Origin of the sequence: Planomicrobium okeanokoites (assembly GCF_003428875.1) — a bacterium.
In the GTDB taxonomy this organism is placed as follows: Bacteria; Bacillota; Bacilli; order Bacillales_A; family Planococcaceae; genus Planococcus; species Planococcus okeanokoites.
Map to the genome: position 1 here is coordinate 57140 of NZ_QQRS01000003.1, position 19437 is coordinate 76576.

A 19437-nucleotide genomic window follows, 5' to 3' on the forward strand; every position below is an offset into this window, starting at 1 on the left:
GGACTTGGGCATGAATCGCATTGGTTATTTTTTTCTTTACCTGGCACTGATCGTGGTGGCGATGTTCCAAATCCTGCCGTTGATCTGGCTGTTCATCTTTTCGCTGAAGGACAACCGCGAAATTTTTGCGGGCTCACCGTTCGCTCTGCCGAGTGAATTCCGCTGGGAGAATTACGTGAAGGTATGGGACGGGGGAATCGGCGTCTATTTCTTCAATAGCGTATGGATCACCGTAGTGGCCATCATCCTGACGGTGCTGTTCGCCAGCATGGCGACATTTGCAATCACCCGCATGAAATGGAAACTGAGTGGTTTGGTGCTTGGCCTCTTCATGATCGGTTTGATGATTCCGATCCACTCTGCATTGATTCCACTGTACAGCATGTTCATGGGTGTCGGGATGATCGACAACCCGTGGTCCATCGTGCTGACGTATACAGCGTATAATCTGCCGATCACGATGATGATCCTGCTTGGCTTCTATTACACCCTGCCAAAGGAAGTGGAAGAAGCGGCCATCATCGACGGCTGTTCGATCCATAGGATGTTCTTCCGCATCATCCTGCCGATGACGACACCGGTCATGGCGACCACTGTCGTCATCAATATGATCTACAACTGGAACGAGTTTGTATTCGTCAACACATTCATCAGTTCCGAGAAATACAAGACGCTGACTGTCGGCATCCAAAACTTTATCGGGCAATACATGACGGACTGGGGCGCAATCGGTGCGACACTGATCATCAGTGTGCTGCCAATCATCATCGCGTTCATCTTCTTCAGCAATAAAGTCGTTGAAGGGATCTCGTCAAGTGCCGTCAAAGGTTAATGAAAAGAGTCGCGCCGGCTGAAAAACGCTTGCAGAACACGGACAATAGAAAAGCTTCCCCTTTGCGAAAATTTTCGCAGGAGAAGCTTTTTGTTTATCATGAGCGCTCAGTTTTCCAGTTCGGCTCCGGTTTTATTGACCCGATTGAAGGACCGGAGAGCGAGCCACATGATGATGTAGGCAAATGTGCTGCCGCCGAAAATGACGGCCAGCGCCGGCACCGTCTGCATGATGACTGCGATTGATCCGAGGCAGATGAAAATGAGCAGGGTGTTTATCGGATTGATGAGCATGATGAGAAACGCGTTTTTGATGACCTGACCGACTTTTATGTCGAAATGGACGAATGTCGGGAACAGGTAAAACAGGTACATCGCAAACAGCAGCATAAAAGCGAACAACGGGATATACGTCCAGGACAGATCTTCTGAGCTGTTCTGGATATAGAAAATATCAAGGGCGATAAAAGCGGCAACTGCTGTCACGAATAACCCCAGCAGATTGCTTTTCACGAAATCGCGCCGGTAGTATTGCCAGAAAGCCGGAAACACGGGCTTGCCGGTATCACCGCGCAGCCAGTCGCGGCAAACAGCGAACATCGCGATTGTGGCCGGATAGAAGCCCAGCACCACACCGCCAAGCAAAGTGAACAGGATCCACAGCAAATTGACGTAGGCAAAACGGGTGATCCATTCCAAAACATTATAGATAAAACCGCTGGTTGAATTCATATATTGACCATCCTTATTAGTTAGTAACTTTTCATAAACGCTTCGGCGCTTAGGACAGTGCGAAGATTATACTCCTGCGCACTGCTCGTCGCAAAGGATGCGCCATCTTCGTATGGCGAACCTTGCCTCCCACAATAAGCCAAGAAAAGAATTCGTCTTATTGCTCCGTCCCGTCCTGAGCCGCGCCGTCGCTTGGTGAGTGATTTTGGATTTAAGAGCATCTTAGATATGGAGCAAAACAGCGAAGACTCCCAGGGGATTAGAAACAGAGTTGGATTTCCAACTCTGTTTCGAGCGAAGTGCTGAGATCCACTCGGGCGAAGTGAAACGAGTCCGAGTTAGCTCAGTGCAAGCAGCCAGGAAAGCGAAGCTGTTTTGCGGAATATCGATTTCTAAGACATTTATTTCACTAGCAAACTATACCTTTTTTTATTATCTTACACTATCATTCTAAACTTAGTTTAACTAATAGACAAACTAATTCGTAATTGCTATAATCGTGATGAAAGCCTTTTCATTACATAACCAAATAACCAATAAAATAACAATACAGTTGGAGGTACATACAATGGCTTATTTCCCGAATATCGAAAAAATCAAATTTGAAGGTGCTTCTTCAAAAAATCCATTCGCATTCAAATTCTACAACCCGGAACAACAGGTGGGCGGCAAGTCGATGGAAGAAATCCTGCGCTATGCGGTTTCTTACTGGCATACATTCACAATGGACGGGTCTGATCCGTTCGGCGCTGGCAGCATGATCCGCAACTGGGACAAATACGATGGCATGGATTTGGCGAAAGCGCGCGTTGAAGCTTCTTTCGAATTCTATAACAAAATCGATGTACCATTCTTCTGCTTCCACGATATCGACATTGCACCGGAAGGCAGCAATTTGCGCGAATCCAATAAAAACCTCGACGAAATCGTCGGTATGATCAAAGAATACATGAAAGACAGTAAAGCGAAATTGCTTTGGAACACAGCTAACAACTTCACGCACCCACGCTTCGTGCACGGGGCAGCATCATCAAGCAACGCAGATGTCTTCGCCTATTCAGCGGCGAAAGTGAAAAAAGGCCTTGAAATCGGTAAAGAGCTTGGCGCAGAAAACTATGTATTCTGGGGTGGCCGTGAAGGTTACGAAACGCTGTTGAACACGAATATGAAATTAGAAATGGACAATCTTAGCCGCTTCTATCACATGGCAGTTGATTACGCGAAGGAAATCGGCTTTGACGGCCAATTCCTGATTGAGCCGAAACCGAAAGAACCGACAACTCACCAATACGATTACGATGTGGCGACTGCTCATGCATTCCTGCAAAGCTACGGGCTGGCTGATAAGTTCAAGTTCAATATCGAAGCCAACCACGCAACGCTTGCGGGCCATACATTCGAACACGAGCTTCATTATGCGCGCATCAACAATATGCTCGGTTCTGTCGATGCCAACCAGGGCGATCCGCTTCTTGGATGGGATACGGACGAATTCCCGACAGATCTTTGGTCTACAACACTTGCGATGTATGAAATCCTTCAAAACGGCGGACTTGGCCGCGGCGGCTTGAACTTCGACGCCAAAGTAAGACGCGGATCGTTCGAGCAGGATGATCTTTTCCATGCGCACATCGCCGGAATGGATGCTTTCGCAGTCGGTTTGACAGTTGCTCAGCAATTGATCGACGATAAAGTATTGGAAAACGTAGTGAGCAACCGTTACCAGACGTACACTGAAGGCATCGGCCTTGATATCGTCAACGGCAGCACTGATTTCCACAAGCTTGAAGAATACGCGCTTGGCTTGACGGACATCAAACAGACTTCAGGCCGCCTGGAGCAGATTAAATCAACAATCAACCAGTATTTATTGCAGGCTTTCGCCAAATAAGATTTTTTGATGCTAGGAGCGCTGGAGCTATGAAATATGTAATCGGTGTGGATTTAGGGACAAGTGCAGTAAAGATTTTATTGGTCAGCGAGCAGGGCGAAGTGGTGCAGACCGTTTCAAAGCCGTATCCGTTATTTCATGAAAAGACGGGATACAGCGAACAGGATCCGGAAGACTGGGTGACTGGGACGATTGCCGGTCTTCAGGAGCTGCTGCAGAATTTCAGCGGCGCACCGGAAGACATCGAAGGCATCAGTTTTTCAGGGCAGATGCACGGCCTTGTGCTGCTGGATGGCAGCAACGAAGTCCTGCGTCCGGCGATTCTTTGGAATGACACCCGCACAACCGCTGAATGCAGAAAAATTGTGGAGACGGTCGGGCAGGAACGTCTGCTACAAATAACGAAAAACCCGGCTTTGGAAGGCTTTACGCTGCCGAAGATTCTGTGGGTGAAAGAATACGAACCGGAAATATTCAATAAAGCACAGTCATTCGTGTTGCCGAAAGATTATTTGCGCTACCGGATGACCGGTGAACTCCATATGGAATATTCCGATGCGGCGGGAACGCTGCTATTGGATATTTCGAAACAGCAATGGAGCACAGAGATCTGTGAACTATTGGACCTCGACCCGACTATTTGTCCGCCGCTTGTTGATTCGCATGCGGAAGTGGGCACGTTGACGGCGGAATTCGCTGAACAATCAGGACTTGCACAAACGACACGCGTTTTTGCGGGCGGCGCCGATAATGCATGTGGCGCGATCGGTTCAGGAATCCTGAAAGACGGAAAAACATTGTGCAGCATCGGAACTTCCGGTGTCGTGCTGTCTTATGAAGCAAGCGACAATAAAGACTTTGGCGGCAAGGTGCATTATTTCAATCATGCAGCGCCGGATGCTTTCTATACGATGGGCGTGACACTCTCGGCAGGCTACAGCCTGACCTGGTTCAAGGATGTTTTCGCTGCTGGCGAATCGTTTGAAGAATTATTGGCTGAAGTCGGAACGGTTCCCGCCGGTTCAAATGGATTATTGTTCACGCCGTATCTAGTCGGAGAACGCACACCGCATGCGGATGCGGCAATCCGCGCCAGCTTTATCGGCATGGACAGTTCGCATCAGCGCAAAGATTTCGTTCGTGCTGTACTCGAAGGAATCACGTTTTCATTGAACGAGTCGATTGCGATTTTCCGTGACAGCGGCAAACACATCGACACGATCGTTTCAATCGGCGGCGGCGCGCAAAATGAAGACTGGCTGCAGATGCAGGCGGATATCTTCAATGCGACAATCATCCGGCTGAAAAGCGAACAGGGGCCCGGAATGGGAGCGGCTATGCTTGCGGCGTTCGGCTGTGGCTGGTTCCATTCGCTGCAGGCATGCGCGGATGTTTTCCTGGAAGAAGGAAAACAGTTTACGCCGAACCCTGTCAACGTGGAGCAATACGAAAAATTGTTTGGGGTATATACTGAAGTGTATGGCCAAACAAAAGAACTGAATGAAAAATTAACGGCTTTCCGAAAGTGAATCATCCAATAAGAGTCTCAACTATTCGATTGAGGCTCTTATTTGCAAAATCGATGGACAATCAAACAAGGGAGCGTGGAATGATGAATTATCGGCAAATCGGCAGTACAGACCTGAAAGTAAGCGAATTGAGTTTTGGCACCTGGGCAATCGGCGGTTCCTGGGGCAGCACGAAGGATGAGGAATCACTTCGCGGACTGGACCGAGCGATGGATGCGGGCGTAAACTTTTTCGATACAGCAGACGTATACGGAGACGGGCATGCAGAAGAACTTTTGGCGAAAGCGACAAAAGGCAAGCATGACGAAATCCACATCGCGACGAAATTTGCACGCGCTGGCGATATTCATGATCCGAAAACCTATTCATTGGAAAGCGTCAGCCAATATGCGGAAAACAGTTTGAAACGGCTGGGCCGTGAACATATCGACCTGTTCCAGATCCATTGTCCGCCGATTGAAATTCTGCGCGATGGCCAGGTGTTTGAAGTGCTTGATCGTTTGAAGGAGCAAGGGAAAATTCGCTATTACGGCGTCAGCGTCGAAACGGTGGAAGAAGGGCTCTTGTGCCTGGAAAACCCGAACGTCAGCAGTTTGCAGGTGATTTTTAATTTATTCCGCCAGAAACCGGCAACTGAACTTTTCCCTGCAGCAACTGAAAAAAATGTCGGTATCCTGGCCCGCGTGCCGTTGGCAAGTGGTTTATTGACAGGGAAATTCAAGAAAAACGCCGAGTTCGAAGAAGACGACCACCGCAATTTCAACCGCGACGGCCAGGCGTTCAACGTCGGCGAAACGTTTGCCGGACTGGAATTCAATAAAGGCGTGGAATTGGCCGATCAATTATCGTGGATTGCAGAAGGCAGAGGCAATATGACACAAGCGTCACTCAAGTGGATCCTGGAGCACGAAGCGGTTTCGTCTGTGATACCGGGCTTTAAGACAGTGGCGCAAGTCGAAGACAATCTGCAGGCGCTGAACGCAGCGTCCTACAGCGCTGAAGAGATGAAGAAAATCGAACAGTTCTATAAAGAAGAAGTGGCGGCGAATATCAGAGGACCTTATTAAGCGTCCGCTAATAACCGGCAAGGCAATACATATTCGGAGGGATGAAAATGGCAGGGTTGAATTTAGTCAATATCAAGAAAGTCTATGATAAAGGCGTTGTATCGGTTCAGGACTTTAACCTGGAAATCCGCGACAAGGAGTTTCTCGTATTGGTCGGACCGTCCGGCTGCGGAAAATCGACGACACTGAGGATGATCGCCGGACTTGAAGACATCACGGAAGGCGATCTGTTCATCGGTGAAAAACGTGTCAACGACGTTTCGCCGAAAGACCGAGACATCGCAATGGTGTTCCAGAACTACGCGCTTTATCCGCATATGAATGTCTATGACAACATGGCGTTCAGCTTGAAACTGAAGAAATTGAAGAAAGATGAAATCAAGGAACGAGTCGACAATGCGGCTAAGATTCTTGGGTTGAACGATTACCTTTACCGTAAACCGAAAGCTTTATCCGGTGGTCAGCGCCAGCGGGTTGCACTGGGCCGCGCAATTGTGCGCGACGCGGAAGTGTTCCTGATGGATGAACCGTTATCCAACCTGGACGCCAAATTGCGTGTACAGATGCGCACAGAAATCCAGAAATTGCACAGCCGCCTGCAGACGACGACAGTTTACGTGACGCACGATCAAACAGAAGCGATGACGATGGCGACGCGCCTGGTCGTCATGAAAGACGGATTTATCCAGCAGGTCGGTTCTCCGAAAGAAGTATACGACGAACCGGATAATATGTTTGTCGGCGGCTTTATCGGTTCTCCCGCGATGAATTTCCTGCGCGGACGTCTCGAAGGCAGCCATTTCGTCATGGGCGATATCAAGGTGCTGGTTCCGGAAGGGAAATTGAAAGTACTTCGCGAACAAGGTTATGACGGGAAAGAACTCGTTCTCGGCATCCGTCCGGAAGACATCCATGACGAGCCCGTATTCCTGGATTATTCGCCGGGCACAAAAATCCGTGCGGCAATTGAAGTGGCTGAATTGATGGGCTCGGAAATCGTTCTTTATTCGGTCGTGGACAATCAGGACTTCGTGGCCCGGGTCGATTCACGTTTCGCGGTGGAAGCCGGACAGACGATTGATATGGCTTTCGATATGAATAAAGTGCATTTCTTCGATAAGGATTCCGAACTCCGCATCAAATGATTTTGCCTGTGAGCGGTTTGCTTACAAGTTATAGGGATGCCGCTGAAGGATAACTGTCCTTTGGCGGCATTTTTTAGTTTGAAGAAAGGGTGATGGAGATGAAGAAGGTCAGATGGGGCGTTCTCAGCACGGCGAAAATCGGCTTGACGCAAGTGATTCCGGCGATTAAACGTGCGGGAAATGCGGAGCTTGCAGCTATTGCGAGCCGGAGCGATAAGGTCCATGCGATTGCAGAAGAGCACGGAATTTCAACAGCTTATGAAAGCTACGAAGCGTTATTGGCAGATAGCGAGATCGACGCAGTGTATATTCCGCTGCCGAATCATCTGCATAAAGAGTGGACGATGAAAGCGGCGGCAGCAGGCAAACATGTGCTGTGTGAAAAACCGGCGGCGCTGACCGCAGCAGAAGCGGAAGAAATGGTGGCGTTCTGCCGCAGCCAAAACGTGAAATTCGCGGAAGCGTTCATGTACCAGCTGCATCCGCAGCACAGCCGCGTAAAGGAAATTATGGCTTCAGGAGAAATCGGCGACATCCGGCTGATCCGGTCGAGCCATTCCTTTTATCTGGCTGACCGGGACACGAACATCCGCATGGATAAAAAGATGGGCGGCGGCAGCCTGTATGACCTCGGCTGCTATTCGATTCAAGTATTTCGCCATCTGACGGATGCTGAACCTTTGGAAGTGCAGGCATTCGCTGAAAGGGACAAGACGGACGGCGTCGATCTGACGGCTCACGGCTGGCTGCGATTCGGTGGCGGTATTCGCGCTTTATTCGACTGCAGTTTCGATATGGTGCCGCGCAATGAGTATGAAGTGATCGGAACAAAAGGATCCATCCGTGTGCCACACGCGTTCCGGCCGGATATTGTCGGCGGTGTGGGGACGATCATCGTCAAAGCGGGCGACGTGCAGCGGACAGAAGAAGTGGACGGCGACAGTTACAGGCTTGAGGGGGAGAATTTTTCGTCCGCGATTTTGGAGGACCGGGAACCGTGGATCAGCGGCGACTCGACGATCCGCAATATGCGTGTGCTGGACGCTTGCTATGAATCGATTTCATCGGGTCAGAAGGTTCAACTGTCCGCGGAAGGCAGTGATAGCAAATGACAGTGGAACAGCAGGCGTTCGGAAATTCAGGCAGACAGCCGGTCACGCTTTACACAATCAAAAATGGACAGGGGTTCCAGGTTTCCTGCATCAATTATGGCTGCATCATCACAGAAATTCTGGCACCCGACAAGACGGGGCAACCCGAAAATGTCGTACTGGGATTTGATTCCCTGGAGGAATACGAGCGCGACGTCCATTATCTCGGCGCGGTGGCTGGCCGGTTTGCCGGACGCATCAAAGACGGTGCAGCTGACATTGCAGGCGCGAGCCATCAATTGTGCCGGAACGCAAACGGCCATCATCTCCACGGCGGCGCTGGCGGATTCCATTCAGTGGTTTGGAACGCCGCGCCATTTGAAGAGCCGGCCGGCGCAGGTGTGGACTTTACATACATGAGCCCTGACGGCGAAGAAGGCTATCCGGGAAATGTGGAGATGAAGGTGCGCTATATGGTCAAACATGACCGCAACGAACTCGTCATTTCCTATAGTGGAACTTCGGACCAGCCCACGCTGCTGAATCCGACGAACCATGCATACTTCAATTTGAGCGGCAACCTGAAAAGGGATGTGCTCGACCATCATCTGCAGCTGCCAAGTGATGAATTCCTGGAGCTCGGCGCTGACCTGCTGCCGACAGGCACTCTGCTGCCGGTGGCCGGTACGGTTTTCGATCTTCGGGATGGCAATAAAATACGGCATGCCGCGGAGTCGGATCACCCGCAGACCCGACTTGCCGGGCATGGCTATGATCATCCGTTTGTGCTCAGGCAAGCGGCAGGAAACGCCATTTTGCTGGCAGATGAAGAAAGCGGCCGCACGCTTTCGGTGGCGACGACTGAACCGGCTGTTGTGCTTTACACCGGCAACGGGCTCGGCGGTCCCTATAGTTTGCGCGGCACGCCAGCGAGAAATCACCTGGGTCTTTGCCTGGAAACGCAGAAGCTGCCCGATTCATCGCGGCACAAAAATTTCGGTTCATCGGTGCTGGAAGCGGGACAGCGATACCAATCTGAAACGATCTTCAATTTTGGCGTTCTTGGTTCTGCTCCTATAGAAGAAAAAAGCTGAAAGAAGCATGCAGCAGGCTCTCCGCCTGGTGCATGCTTCTTCAATTCAGATAGATTTTTTTAAATTACAACTTACGCCGAATAATCTAAATTTTTCAAAATATATACATTCAACTTGAAAAATAAGGTAGCATTAGATAGGAAATGAAAAATTAGACAAAGGGGAGTCAGAACACATGAAGGGGATTATTCGTTTTTCAAATAATTTGATGGAAAGATATTTGCCGGATCCGTTTTTATTCGTCATTATCCTGACGCTTGTCGTTTTCGGACTGGGTCTTGGATTGACCGGTTCTTCACCGGTCGAGATGGTGGCTTTCTGGGGTGAAGGCTTCTGGGCGCTATTGGCGTTCTCGATGCAGATGGTACTGGTATTGGTTACGGGATTTGTACTGGCCAGCAGCCCGATTTTCAAAAAGGGCCTTGGCAAACTTGCGAGTTTTGCAAAGTCACCGGGAAGTGCAATTATTTGGGTGACTTTAGTGTCACTTGCAGCAAGCTGGATCAACTGGGGATTCGGTCTGGTCATCGGGGCTCTGTTTGCGAAAGAATTGGCGAAGCGGGTTGAAAACGTCGACTATCGCCTGCTGATTGCCAGCGCCTATTCAGGATTCCTGATCTGGCATGCCGGCTTTTCGGGTTCGATTCCTCTGTCAATTGCGACAGACGGCCACCCGTTCGTGGACCGGATCGGCATCATTCCGACCACAGAAACGATTTTTGCCAGCTATAACCTGATCATCATTGCGGCTTTGGTCATCATTCTTCCGTTATTGAACCGTTTGATGATGCCGAAAAAAGAAGAAACAGTTACTGTGGATCCAAAGGTATTGGTGGAACCTGAAGTTGAGGAACAACCGGCTAAGGGCGATCAGACGCCTGCAGAGCGGCTTGAAAACAGCTGGATCCTGTCGATGATCATCGGCGTTCTCGGTATTGCATTCATCGTTTATTATTTCGTCCAAAACGGTTTTGCGTTAACACTCGATTTGGTCAATTTCATGTTCCTGTTCCTCGGCATCCTGTTCCACGGCACGCCGCGGAAATATTTGATCGCCGTTCAGGAAGCGGTCAAAGGGGCTGGGGGCATCATCGTCCAATTCCCATTCTATGCGGGGATCATGGGCATGATGACGGCTTCGGGACTGGCAGCTGTCATTTCGGAAGCATTCGTCGGCATCTCGACGACACAGACTTTCCCGCTTTTCGCCTTCCTTAGTGCAGGGCTTGTCAACTTCTTCGTCCCTTCAGGCGGTGGCCAGTGGGCAGTCCAGGCACCGATCATGCTTGAAGCGGCGGAAATGCTGGGCAGCGACACGGCGAAAGTCGCCATGGCTGTGGCGTGGGGCGATGCCTGGACGAATATGATCCAGCCGTTCTGGGCCTTGCCTGCGCTCGCCATTGCAGGTCTCAAAGCCAAAGACATCATGGGCTTCTGTTTGATCGTCCTGTTTGTCAGCGGAGTCGTCATCGGACTCGGCCTGCTATTCCTTTAATTCGAAACTGCTGGTTCAGCCTTGCCGTCATTGCGGCAAGGCTTTTTTGATGCAAGCAGAAAGGCGAAAATACCGATTTTCAAGCGATGGCATAAGAATTTATTATTCTGGAATATCAATAAAACCACTAAAAATAGGCGATTATTTTAACGAATCCTTATGTTGATATAAGCAAAAGTATGAATAAACCCTAAGATTAGGATCTAAAATTATTTGATAAAAACTGAATAACAAGAAAATACCGTTAAATTCCTTTTGTTTTTTAAATGTATAAGCTATAATTAGAAAAACTAAAAGAGGGGGCAACAACATGAAACAGAAAAAATTAAGCGTTTTCATGATGTCGGCAGCTGCGGCATTAGTATTGGCGGCTTGCGGCGGAGGAGAAGAATCATCTGACAGCGGGTCAGGCGAAGGCGGAGATTCTGAAGGCCTGCAAACGAATATCGTAACGATTGCAACGGGCGGTGCATCAGGACCTTATAACATCATCGGAACGACCCTTGCAGACACATACAGCAAAACGTATGACATCAACTCCCGTACCCAGACTACCGGGGCATCGGTTGAAAACGTCAACTTGATCAAAGAAGATAAAATCGAAATGGCATTCACGATGAGTGACGTGGTCAGCCAGGCTGTCGAAGGAACTGAAGGTTTTGAAGAGCCGACGGATAAAATCAGCCAAATTGCTGCATTGTATCCGAACTATGTTCAAATCGTGACGACAGCGGATTCAGGCATTGAAACATTTGAAGATCTTCGCGGCAAACGGATTGCTGTCGGCGACCAGAACTCGGGTGTTGAAGTGAACGCGCGTACACTATTGGAAGGCCACGGCATCACATATGACGATATCGAAGTCGACTACCTTGGCTATGCGGAAGCGGCAGATGGCCTTCGCGCTGGACAGATCGATGCAGCATTCCTGACAAGCGGATTGCCGAATGCATCACTTCTTGAATTATCGCAATCGCTTGATATCCGTATGGTATCAATCGACCCTGCAGATGTAGAAAAAATTGCAGAAGACAAATCCTATTTTGTAGCTCTTGAAATACCGGCTGACACCTACGGTAACGAAGAAGCGATTCCGACAGCAGCGATCATGAACGCTTTGATCGTCAAATCGGATATGAGTGACGACGATGTCTACAAGCTGACAAAGACTTTCTTTGAAAATCTTGACACTTTGGAGAATTCCCACCAGGCAGCTTCAGATATTTCACTTGAAGCCGCCCAGGAAGGTCTTGTAGCGCCGCTTCACCCAGGAGCCGAACGTTATTACAGTGAACAATAAGGTTTTATTGGGGGGAGCATGCTTGCTGGTGCTCCTCTTTTTCCTGCTGTTCAGACTGCCGGTGATCCATTTCGATTTTAGCGATGAAGAATATTTCCTGACAGAAGATGAATTTACGCTGAAATGGATCCATTCAGTCGAAAAGGAAGAATGGCTTGAAATGTATGAGAGAGACGGCAAAGAACTGCTGCTGACCGAAACAGTTTTCAAGACATTCGGTGCAGGTGTACCGTCGGACGGGGAAATCATTTCAGCGGAAGATGGCTTCGTCCATATGCGGATCGACCGGCACCTTCCGGAAATGAACCTGACAGTTTCTGAGAATGCGCAAACGACTATTATAACTGAAGACAGAACGATTCCGCTGTTTGAGCTGACGGAAGACTATGAGTTCGTCACCATATCCGTGCAGCGGATTCATCTTTGGCAGTATATTGGAGGGAAGAAGCTATGAACAAAGACAACCGGGACCTGAACATTGAAAGTGTCTCAGCGCATGATGAAGACAAAAACCTGAATCAGGAGATCCTTGAGAAATATGACGTTGACGCGAAAGTCCGGAAATTCACCAATCGCAAGCTGGTGCTTGTAGTTGCAGCAATTGCCATCGCCTATTCGCTGTTCCATCTGTATGTAACATTTAATCCGCTTCCTGCCCTCCAGGCAAGATCGATCCACGTGGCTGTCGGTATGGCCCTGATTTTCCTGGTCTATCCGACATTCAAGAAGCAGGATCGCACGAAAATCCCTATCTATGACTGGATCCTGTTTGTTCTCAGTTTGTCGACAGCAGGGTACATCATCTATGAATACAATGACATCGTCACGACACGCGGCGGCATTCCGAATAACATGGACATCGTCATGGCCGTGCTCACCGTATTGCTCGTACTTGAAGGAGCGAGACGGATTACGGGCTTGATCTTGCCTATTTTGGCGCTGATTTTCCTGGCCTACCCGTTCTTCAGCCATAATTTATGGGTGCCGGATATGCTGATGACCCGTCCGTTCGACTTTGGCGATATTTTCGGCCAACTGTATCTGAAGACAGAAGGCCTGTACTCCACAGCTATTTCTGCTTCACTGCAATTCATCTTCCTGTTCATCCTGTTCGGCGCATTCCTGGCGAAGTCAGGGATGGGGCAATTGTTCAATGACCTGGCAATGGCCCTTGCCGGCAGCAAGCAGGGTGGACCTGCAAAAGTAGCGGTCATTTCCAGCGGATTCATGGGAAGCATAAACGGCTCGGCTATCGCAAACGTGGTCGGAACCGGTGCCTTCACGATTCCATTGATGAAAAAGATCGGCTACAATAAAAACTTTGCCGGTGCGGTGGAAGCGAGTGCCTCGGTGGGCGGGCAGATTTTGCCGCCGATCATGGGGGCTTCCGCGTTCATCATGGCTGAAACAACGGGCATCGCTTACGGTACGATTGCGCTTGCTGCTTTGATTCCGGCCGTCCTTTATTTCCTCGGCGTTATCATGCAGGTGCATTTCCGCGCCGGCAAGCGCAACCTGAAAGGGATTCCGAAAGCGGACCTTCCGGCGACAAAAGAAGTCCTGAAAGAAAAAGGGCATTTGCTGCTGCCGATCGTCGGTCTGATTTTCATGCTTTACACCGGCTTGCCGATTGCCCAAGCCGCTTTCTATACAATCGTTCTGACTGTGGTCGTAGCGGCGTTCCGCAAATCGACGCGCATGGGCTTCAAAGATATTTTGGAAGCACTTGAAAACGGTGCACGCCAGTCGTTATCCGTCATGATCGCCTGTGCGGTCGTCGGGATCATCATCGGTGTCGTCAGCCTGACCAGCTTTGGTACAGTCATGACTTCAGCCATCACGGCGTTTGGTGCCGGTTCATTGTTCTGGACGCTGTTCCTGACAATGCTTGCATCCATCGTGCTTGGCATGGGCTTGCCATCAATCCCTGCTTACATCATTACAGCGACAATGACTGCTCCGGCACTTGCTGAATTCGGCATTCCGGTACTAGTCGCACATCTATTCGTTTTCTATTTTGGCATTTTCGCCAATATCACACCGCCGGTTGCGCTTGCAGCGTTTGCTGGTGCGGGGATATCGGGCGGAGATCCGATGCGGACAGGTTTCAACGCGTTGAAACTGTCGATTGCGGGCTTTATCATCCCGTATCTCTTCGTCTATAATCCGGCCATGCTGCTGATCGAGACAGAAGGGATAGCCACCAATGCCAGGGAGTTTGCATTCCCTCCGGCGATTGAAGTCATTCTGATCACGATCACCGCCATTATCGGGATCATCGGTCTGAGTGCAGCGGTCGAAGGGTATTTCAAAACACGCCTGAACATCGTGACATCAATTCTGCTCGGTGCAGGAGCGCTGCTGCTGATTGTTCCGGAAACTTACACGGATATCATTGGGCTGGTAATTGTGCTCGGCATCTTTGCACTCAACTTCATCAAGGATAAAAGAGAACATAAAGCAGCCGTTTCGTCAGGCTGAATAGATCGATAAAAAAGGGCATGCCTCAATGGCATGCCCTTTGCTTATTTCCCGGGAAATTATTTGGCGGTCTGGCCGCCGTCAATCAAATGTTCAGCGCCTGTGATGAAGCGGGCTTCGTCTGAAGCCAGGAACAGTGCCAGATAAGCGACGTCTTCCGGTTCGCCGATGATGCCGAGCGGAATATCCTTCAAGGCATTCGTGGTCATTGCCTCGTCGTCCAGCACGACAGAAGTCATCGGTGTATTGATGAAGCCGGGATGGATGGAATTGACTCGGATATTATCCGGTCCAAGTTCCACAGCGGCTCCTTTCGTCAATAAACGCGTCGCACCTTTGGAAGCCGTATAATGGACGCCGGCAGCACCGCCGATGATGCCAGCCATGGAAGAGATATTGACGATGGAGCCTTTGCCGTTCTTGCGCATTTCCGGCACGACCGCTTTGATGCCGAGGAAATTGCTGGTTGCATTGACCGTCATGAATTTATTCCAGCCGTCCAGATCGATTGTATCAATCAGACCGAAGCCTTCCGCGCCGCCGATACCGGCGTTATTGATCAGTATATCCACTTTGCCGAAACGGTTGACAGTTTCTTTTACGACCATCTCCCAATCTTCCTGTTTCGTTACGTCATGGTTGAAGGAAAGTGCTTCTCCGCCGGAACTTGTGATTTCTTCAGCTACAGCGTTGACTTTGTCCACCTGGATATCAGTTGCCACCACTTTCGCGCCTTCTCGGGCGAAAATTCGTGCTTCTTCTGCGCCTTGTCCGCTTCCTGCACCTGTAATAATTGCTACTTTACCGTCTAATCTGCCCATTTGGAACCTCCTTGTTTTACTGTGTTTTATAAAAGTCTTCCCTGAACCCCATTTTTTAAACAAGATGAAAACAGCTGCCATCAAATCGACAAGCAGCCTCGCTAAAAAATGCATAATTTTTCGGTATAATGGACAGAAGGAAAATGAAAGGCAGGGATTTTATATGAATAAACGATTTTTAACCGTTGCACTGGCTGCAGGTTTGATTGCTGCAGGATGCAGTGACGGTTCTGATAATGATGCAGCAGAAAATGCGGCACCGCCGGAAGAAGAGGCGACAGAACAGGCGGCATCCACAGAAAAAAATGAAACGGATGATTTCCTTGTGCCATTTGATGAAACCCTGACGCATGTGCATGGTATGGGCTATACGGAAAGTGAGGGCGGTTTGTATTTTGCATCGCATACCGGTTTGAAAGTCTACCGGGACGGCGAGTGGTTTGAGACGGACGGCATGTACAATGATTATATGGGGTTCAACGCAGTCGATGAAGGCTTCTATACATCGGGGCATCCGGGCATGGATTCGGATTTGCCGAACCCGATCGGCATTCAGAAAAGTACGGACGGCGGCCGTTCACTTGAAGAGATCGGCTTAGTCGGGGAAACGGACTTTCATTTGATGGCGGCAGGCTACCGCAGCCATGATCTGTTCGTGATGAACCCGCAGGCCAATTCGGAAATGGAAGCCGGTTTTTACTTTAGTGACAACGACGGGGCAGACTGGGAGCAATTGGATCCGAAAGGTATCGAAGGCGAAATCATGGCACTCGCAATCCATCCGGACGACTCGCAGTTAATGGCGGCGGCGAGCAACGCAGGTGTATTCCTGTCGGAAGACGGCGGCGCCACTTTCGAGCGGCTGACTCCAGAAGGCGAGTTTGGCACAGCGCTTCACTTTACGGACTCGGAATTGCTGTACGCTAGCCACGGCACTGCGGCGGCAATGAAATCCTACTCCTTGAAAGATGGTGAGACGCAATCGCTTGAGCTTCCGGAATTGGGCGAAGACGGTGCGATTTTTATCGCAGCCAATCCGGCGAAACCGGAAGAAATGGCATTTTACACAGCCATGGGTGACAGCTACCTTTCAGGTGACGGCGGCGAGACGTGGCAGGAAATTTTGAGTGAAGGGCAGATTCAATAATCGCTAGGCTGACAAGTTGAATCATTCTGTTATAGCATCTTTAAAAGTGCAAACGAAAATCCCTTGCCGGCAGAATCGGCAAGGGATTTATTTGAGCCTGAAAAACAAGTTGCACTATCCGCGCTTATCTCCTTCAAGCTCCCGCATGCGCTCACGGTATTCTTCCGTGCCGATTTCACCGCGGGCGTAGCGCTCTTTGAGCGTTTCAACTGGGCGGTTTGACGACTGGGAAGGGGTGTTTGCAGATTGTCTACGGCTCGCGGCAATAATCATCCAAACAGCCAGTGCCAGCAGAATCAGCAGAACGATGAGGCCGAAGCCCATGCCCATCCACATCGTCGGATTGGCATTATGCGGACCATAACTCCACATTAAGTTCACCTCCGGTATTGTATTCGTTTTTCTTCTAAACGGTGAGCGCAGCCAGACAAGTTATAGCTATTGCAATCAGTATACAACATAATAGTCCGAATTTTCTATTTAATTTGAAGTTAAATGAAAAAAGCCCTCTTCTATATAACGAGAAGAGGGCCGATTCGAGAAATTTTCTGTTTTCAACAATATCATATTTCCATTGATTCATGCTGAAGCTTATGCAATGTTTTTGCAGGCTTCTGCGCATTTGAAGCAAGCTTCTGCACAGCGCTGGCAGTGTTCGTGGTCGTGTTTTTTGCATTCATTGCCGCAAGCTTCGCAAATTGTTGCGCAAACCTGTGCCAATTCCTTAACAAACGGTGAATTGCGGGAAATCGCCTGTTCAAGATAACTGCACATATCCGCGCATTCACGGTCCAGTCGGATACATTCTGCCATCATTTTCACATCGTCTTCTTTTAGGCAGGCGTCGAAACAATGGTTACATTCGGTCATGCACTCGTGCAAAACCTTCAATAATTCTGCATGTTGTTCATGTGCCACATTAAAACCTCCAGTTTCAGATTTTTCTTGCCTCATTATCCTAGTTTTCCTTCTTGCGGTGAATTTAAACATCCTCAAAGGTCTTTATGTTCTGTTGCTCCGATTCAAATCTTCTAATGGGAATGCGGATCGTTTTTCAAATCACTCAGCCGCCGGTGATAATCCTCTTCCGTAATTTCGCCTCTGTCATATTGGTCCTGCAATGTGCGCGCATCGTTATTCGCGGGCAATTCATCCACTTTCTGCGATCTCGGGTTATTTTTCGCCATGAAGAACCAGAAGGCGATCAGCACACCGACGATCAATGCGCCAAGACCGGCTAATAGACGGAGTGGGATGGGGAAAGTCGTCAGTAAAACAAGTTCCAAAACCTTCAGCCTCCCTTAGACATTTTTATTCTGTCTCTCTTCTATTTCCCTCAATCGTCTGTGATATTCCGATTCCGTTATTTCTCCACGTGCAAAGCGGTCTTCCAGTTGCGCTTCCTCTGTCGTCGGCACGCCAGAATCCACACCTTTTGTCTTTCGGGCTTTTTTAGCCGCGAAGAATGCAACGGCAATGGCAGCAAGCGCCACTACTATAACGAGGACTGTGGTGTACATATCCATTCCAATCACTCCTTTATAATTTTTAGGGCGGCATTCCATCTATTATTTATTAAATAATCAGCTCTTTATTCATAGTCTACCCTACTTTAGTCAGAATATTAAGAAATAAAATTTTTTATTTTGTAATGAACCAGGTAGTGAAAGTTTCTCGAAATCAGATACAGGGGAAACATTAGTTAAGCATTTAAAAGATGTATTGTACTATAGGAAGTAGCAAGCATGAGACATGAATAAAGCATCTTGATTTTAATGAGCAGCAGGAAGTGAGGCATAGTTATGTATGTGTTGGGCATAGATGGAGGAGGCACGAAAACTACGGGAGTCGTGGCTGACGAAAACGGTAAAGTCTATATGGAATCACACACAGGTCCAAGCAACCCGAATAATTTGGGGCAAAGTGAGTTTGAAGAAGTGCTGAAAGGTTTAGTGGAGGACCTGGAAAAACAGGATCCTGTTATTTTCTCAGAACTGGCAGTCTGTTTTGCAGGCATGTCGGGAGCTGGGGACAGCAGCCTGCGCGATGCTGAATTTGAAAAATTATTGAAGAAGTTCCTGCCGGATCAGGCAGTAATCATCGTAAAGAACGATGCGTATAATGTCCTTTATTCCGAGACGCTCGGTAAGCCAGGAATTGTGCAAATTGCGGGGACAGGATCCATTTCGTTTGGAATAAACTCTGAAAATGAAACAGCCCGTTCCGGTGGCTGGGGATATTTATTCGATGAGGCGGGCAGTGCTTATCATTTAGGCAATGAAGCTTTGCGCGCTGTCTTTAGAAATTACGACGGACGAGGACCGGAGACTGTATTGACGAAGGAAATCATCAAGCACTTCAATGTAAATGACGTGAAGAATCTGGTCGACAAAGTCCATGGGCCTTCACATCCGCGCTCGGTAATAGCACCGTTGGCTTCCCTGATAATCACTGCGGCAGAAAGCGGTGATCGAGTAGCAATAGAAATCATCCGCCAGGCGTGTGCAGAAATAATGGGATGCATCGAAGCCTGCCACAACAAATTATTCACCGCAGATCACCAGACACTTGTTGTCCTGTCAGGCGGCGTATTTGCCAATTCTCTGCAGCTTCTTGCTTGTTTGAGGAAGTTAAGCAAGAAAAAGCTTCCGAATATTGTATGGCGGCAAGCTCAGGCAGCACCTGTCAGCGGCGCGGTTGTCGGCGGACTTATGGCAATGGGTTTCAAGGGCATCGACATAAAAATTACAGAGCGGATAAATCGCCAGTTGCAGAAAAAATGATCGTATAAATTTTAAAAAGAAGGTGTCCTG

General features: G+C 49.0%; 19 protein-coding genes. 13 read left to right on the top strand and 6 right to left on the bottom strand.

From position 1 onward, the window contains the following. The first annotated feature begins 10 nt into the window (after positions 1–10). Positions 11–832 (top strand): carbohydrate ABC transporter permease, encoded by an 822-nt coding sequence (locus D2910_RS08200; protein WP_117313125.1) that lies wholly within the window; start codon positions 11–13, stop codon positions 830–832. Positions 833–939: 107 nt separating this feature from the next. On the opposite strand, the gene D2910_RS08205 is transcribed toward D2910_RS08200, so the two are convergent. Then, a complete protein-coding gene (locus D2910_RS08205) occupies positions 940–1563 on the bottom strand; it encodes a YesL family protein (protein ID WP_117313126.1) in 624 nt (207 codons plus the stop codon). A gap of 568 nt (positions 1564–2131) precedes the next feature. On the opposite strand from D2910_RS08205, the gene xylA reads away from it, so the two are divergent. The 10 genes from xylA to D2910_RS08255 all read left to right on the top strand — a co-directional run bounded on the left by xylA (position 2132) and on the right by D2910_RS08255 (position 14656). After that, positions 2132–3454, top strand: coding sequence for a xylose isomerase (gene xylA / locus D2910_RS08210; RefSeq protein ID WP_117313127.1), 1323 nt, complete (start codon positions 2132–2134; stop codon positions 3452–3454). A 29-nt stretch (positions 3455–3483) separates the two neighbouring features. Continuing rightward, positions 3484–4983, top strand: a complete 1500-nt coding sequence (xylB, locus tag D2910_RS08215) for a xylulokinase (protein WP_117313128.1) — start codon at positions 3484–3486, stop codon at positions 4981–4983. Positions 4984–5066: 83 nt separating this feature from the next. Beyond that, positions 5067–6050 (top strand): aldo/keto reductase, encoded by a 984-nt coding sequence (locus D2910_RS08220; protein WP_117313385.1) that lies wholly within the window; start codon positions 5067–5069, stop codon positions 6048–6050. A gap of 47 nt (positions 6051–6097) precedes the next feature. After that, positions 6098–7195, top strand: a complete 1098-nt coding sequence (locus D2910_RS08225) for an ABC transporter ATP-binding protein (RefSeq protein ID WP_117313129.1) — start codon at positions 6098–6100, stop codon at positions 7193–7195. Positions 7196–7293: 98 nt separating this feature from the next. Beyond that, entirely contained in the window at positions 7294–8307 is a 1014-nt protein-coding gene (locus D2910_RS08230; RefSeq protein ID WP_205854599.1) for a Gfo/Idh/MocA family protein, read from the top strand. Further along, positions 8304–9380: an aldose epimerase family protein gene (locus tag D2910_RS08235; protein WP_117313131.1), complete on the top strand. Its 1077-nt coding sequence runs from the start codon at positions 8304–8306 to the stop codon at positions 9378–9380. Before D2910_RS08230 ends, D2910_RS08235 begins: the two co-directional genes overlap by 4 nt. 175 nt (positions 9381–9555) lie before the next feature. Next, the gene (locus D2910_RS08240; RefSeq protein ID WP_117313132.1) at positions 9556–10875 is read left to right on the top strand and encodes a short-chain fatty acid transporter; all 1320 of its coding nucleotides are present in this window, start codon (positions 9556–9558) and stop codon (positions 10873–10875) included. A 310-nt stretch (positions 10876–11185) separates the two neighbouring features. After that, positions 11186–12175: a TAXI family TRAP transporter solute-binding subunit gene (locus D2910_RS08245; protein ID WP_117313133.1), complete on the top strand. Its 990-nt coding sequence runs from the start codon at positions 11186–11188 to the stop codon at positions 12173–12175. 28 nt (positions 12176–12203) lie between these two features. Then, entirely contained in the window at positions 12204–12629 is a 426-nt protein-coding gene (locus tag D2910_RS08250) for a DUF1850 domain-containing protein (protein WP_240633596.1), read from the top strand. Then, a complete protein-coding gene (locus D2910_RS08255) occupies positions 12626–14656 on the top strand; it encodes a TRAP transporter permease (RefSeq protein ID WP_084242937.1) in 2031 nt (676 codons plus the stop codon). Before D2910_RS08250 ends, D2910_RS08255 begins: the two co-directional genes overlap by 4 nt. A 59-nt stretch (positions 14657–14715) precedes the next feature. Here D2910_RS08255 and D2910_RS08260 read toward each other — a convergent pair whose 3' ends face one another. Then, positions 14716–15477, bottom strand: coding sequence for an SDR family NAD(P)-dependent oxidoreductase (locus D2910_RS08260; protein ID WP_117313135.1), 762 nt, complete (start codon positions 15475–15477; stop codon positions 14716–14718). 163 nt (positions 15478–15640) lie between these two features. Here D2910_RS08260 and D2910_RS08265 point away from each other — a divergent pair, with 163 nt between their 5' ends. Next, complete coding sequence (locus D2910_RS08265) at positions 15641–16624, top strand: F510_1955 family glycosylhydrolase (RefSeq protein ID WP_117313386.1); 984 nt, start codon at positions 15641–15643, stop codon at positions 16622–16624. Positions 16625–16738: 114 nt separating this feature from the next. Here D2910_RS08265 and D2910_RS08270 read toward each other — a convergent pair whose 3' ends face one another. From D2910_RS08270 to D2910_RS08285, 4 genes are all read right to left on the bottom strand, one after another. Continuing rightward, a complete protein-coding gene (locus D2910_RS08270) occupies positions 16739–16996 on the bottom strand; it encodes an SHOCT domain-containing protein (RefSeq protein WP_205854600.1) in 258 nt (85 codons plus the stop codon). Between the two features lie 219 nt (positions 16997–17215). Continuing rightward, positions 17216–17542, bottom strand: a complete 327-nt coding sequence (locus D2910_RS08275; RefSeq protein WP_117313388.1) for a four-helix bundle copper-binding protein — start codon at positions 17540–17542, stop codon at positions 17216–17218. 113 nt (positions 17543–17655) lie between these two features. Continuing rightward, a complete protein-coding gene (locus D2910_RS08280) occupies positions 17656–17910 on the bottom strand; it encodes an SHOCT domain-containing protein (RefSeq protein ID WP_117313136.1) in 255 nt (84 codons plus the stop codon). A gap of 15 nt (positions 17911–17925) precedes the next feature. Further along, positions 17926–18150 (bottom strand): SHOCT domain-containing protein, encoded by a 225-nt coding sequence (locus tag D2910_RS08285; RefSeq protein WP_165850159.1) that lies wholly within the window; start codon positions 18148–18150, stop codon positions 17926–17928. Positions 18151–18426: 276 nt separating this feature from the next. Here D2910_RS08285 and D2910_RS08290 point away from each other — a divergent pair, with 276 nt between their 5' ends. Next, positions 18427–19407: an N-acetylglucosamine kinase gene (locus tag D2910_RS08290; protein WP_117313138.1), complete on the top strand. Its 981-nt coding sequence runs from the start codon at positions 18427–18429 to the stop codon at positions 19405–19407. Positions 19408–19437 lie beyond the last annotated feature (30 nt).

Bases quoted from the DNA above. Each gene is read 5' to 3' on its own strand.
- D2910_RS08200 (WP_117313125.1), top strand. From the start codon at position 11: ATGAATCGCATTGGTTATTTTTTTCTTTACCTGGCACTGATCGTGGTG.
- D2910_RS08205 (WP_117313126.1), bottom strand. From the start codon at position 1,563: ATGAATTCAACCAGCGGTTTTATCTATAATGTTTTGGAATGGATCACC.
- xylA (WP_117313127.1), top strand. From the start codon at position 2,132: ATGGCTTATTTCCCGAATATCGAAAAAATCAAATTTGAAGGTGCTTCT.
- xylB (WP_117313128.1), top strand. From the start codon at position 3,484: ATGAAATATGTAATCGGTGTGGATTTAGGGACAAGTGCAGTAAAGATT.
- D2910_RS08220 (WP_117313385.1), top strand. From the start codon at position 5,067: ATGAATTATCGGCAAATCGGCAGTACAGACCTGAAAGTAAGCGAATTG.
- D2910_RS08225 (WP_117313129.1), top strand. From the start codon at position 6,098: ATGGCAGGGTTGAATTTAGTCAATATCAAGAAAGTCTATGATAAAGGC.
- D2910_RS08230 (WP_205854599.1), top strand. From the start codon at position 7,294: ATGAAGAAGGTCAGATGGGGCGTTCTCAGCACGGCGAAAATCGGCTTG.
- D2910_RS08235 (WP_117313131.1), top strand. From the start codon at position 8,304: ATGACAGTGGAACAGCAGGCGTTCGGAAATTCAGGCAGACAGCCGGTC.
- D2910_RS08240 (WP_117313132.1), top strand. From the start codon at position 9,556: ATGAAGGGGATTATTCGTTTTTCAAATAATTTGATGGAAAGATATTTG.
- D2910_RS08245 (WP_117313133.1), top strand. From the start codon at position 11,186: ATGAAACAGAAAAAATTAAGCGTTTTCATGATGTCGGCAGCTGCGGCA.
- D2910_RS08255 (WP_084242937.1), top strand. From the start codon at position 12,626: ATGAACAAAGACAACCGGGACCTGAACATTGAAAGTGTCTCAGCGCAT.
- D2910_RS08260 (WP_117313135.1), bottom strand. From the start codon at position 15,477: ATGGGCAGATTAGACGGTAAAGTAGCAATTATTACAGGTGCAGGAAGC.
- D2910_RS08265 (WP_117313386.1), top strand. From the start codon at position 15,641: ATGAATAAACGATTTTTAACCGTTGCACTGGCTGCAGGTTTGATTGCT.
- D2910_RS08270 (WP_205854600.1), bottom strand. From the start codon at position 16,996: ATGTGGAGTTATGGTCCGCATAATGCCAATCCGACGATGTGGATGGGC.
- D2910_RS08285 (WP_165850159.1), bottom strand. From the start codon at position 18,150: ATGGATATGTACACCACAGTCCTCGTTATAGTAGTGGCGCTTGCTGCC.
- D2910_RS08290 (WP_117313138.1), top strand. From the start codon at position 18,427: ATGTATGTGTTGGGCATAGATGGAGGAGGCACGAAAACTACGGGAGTC.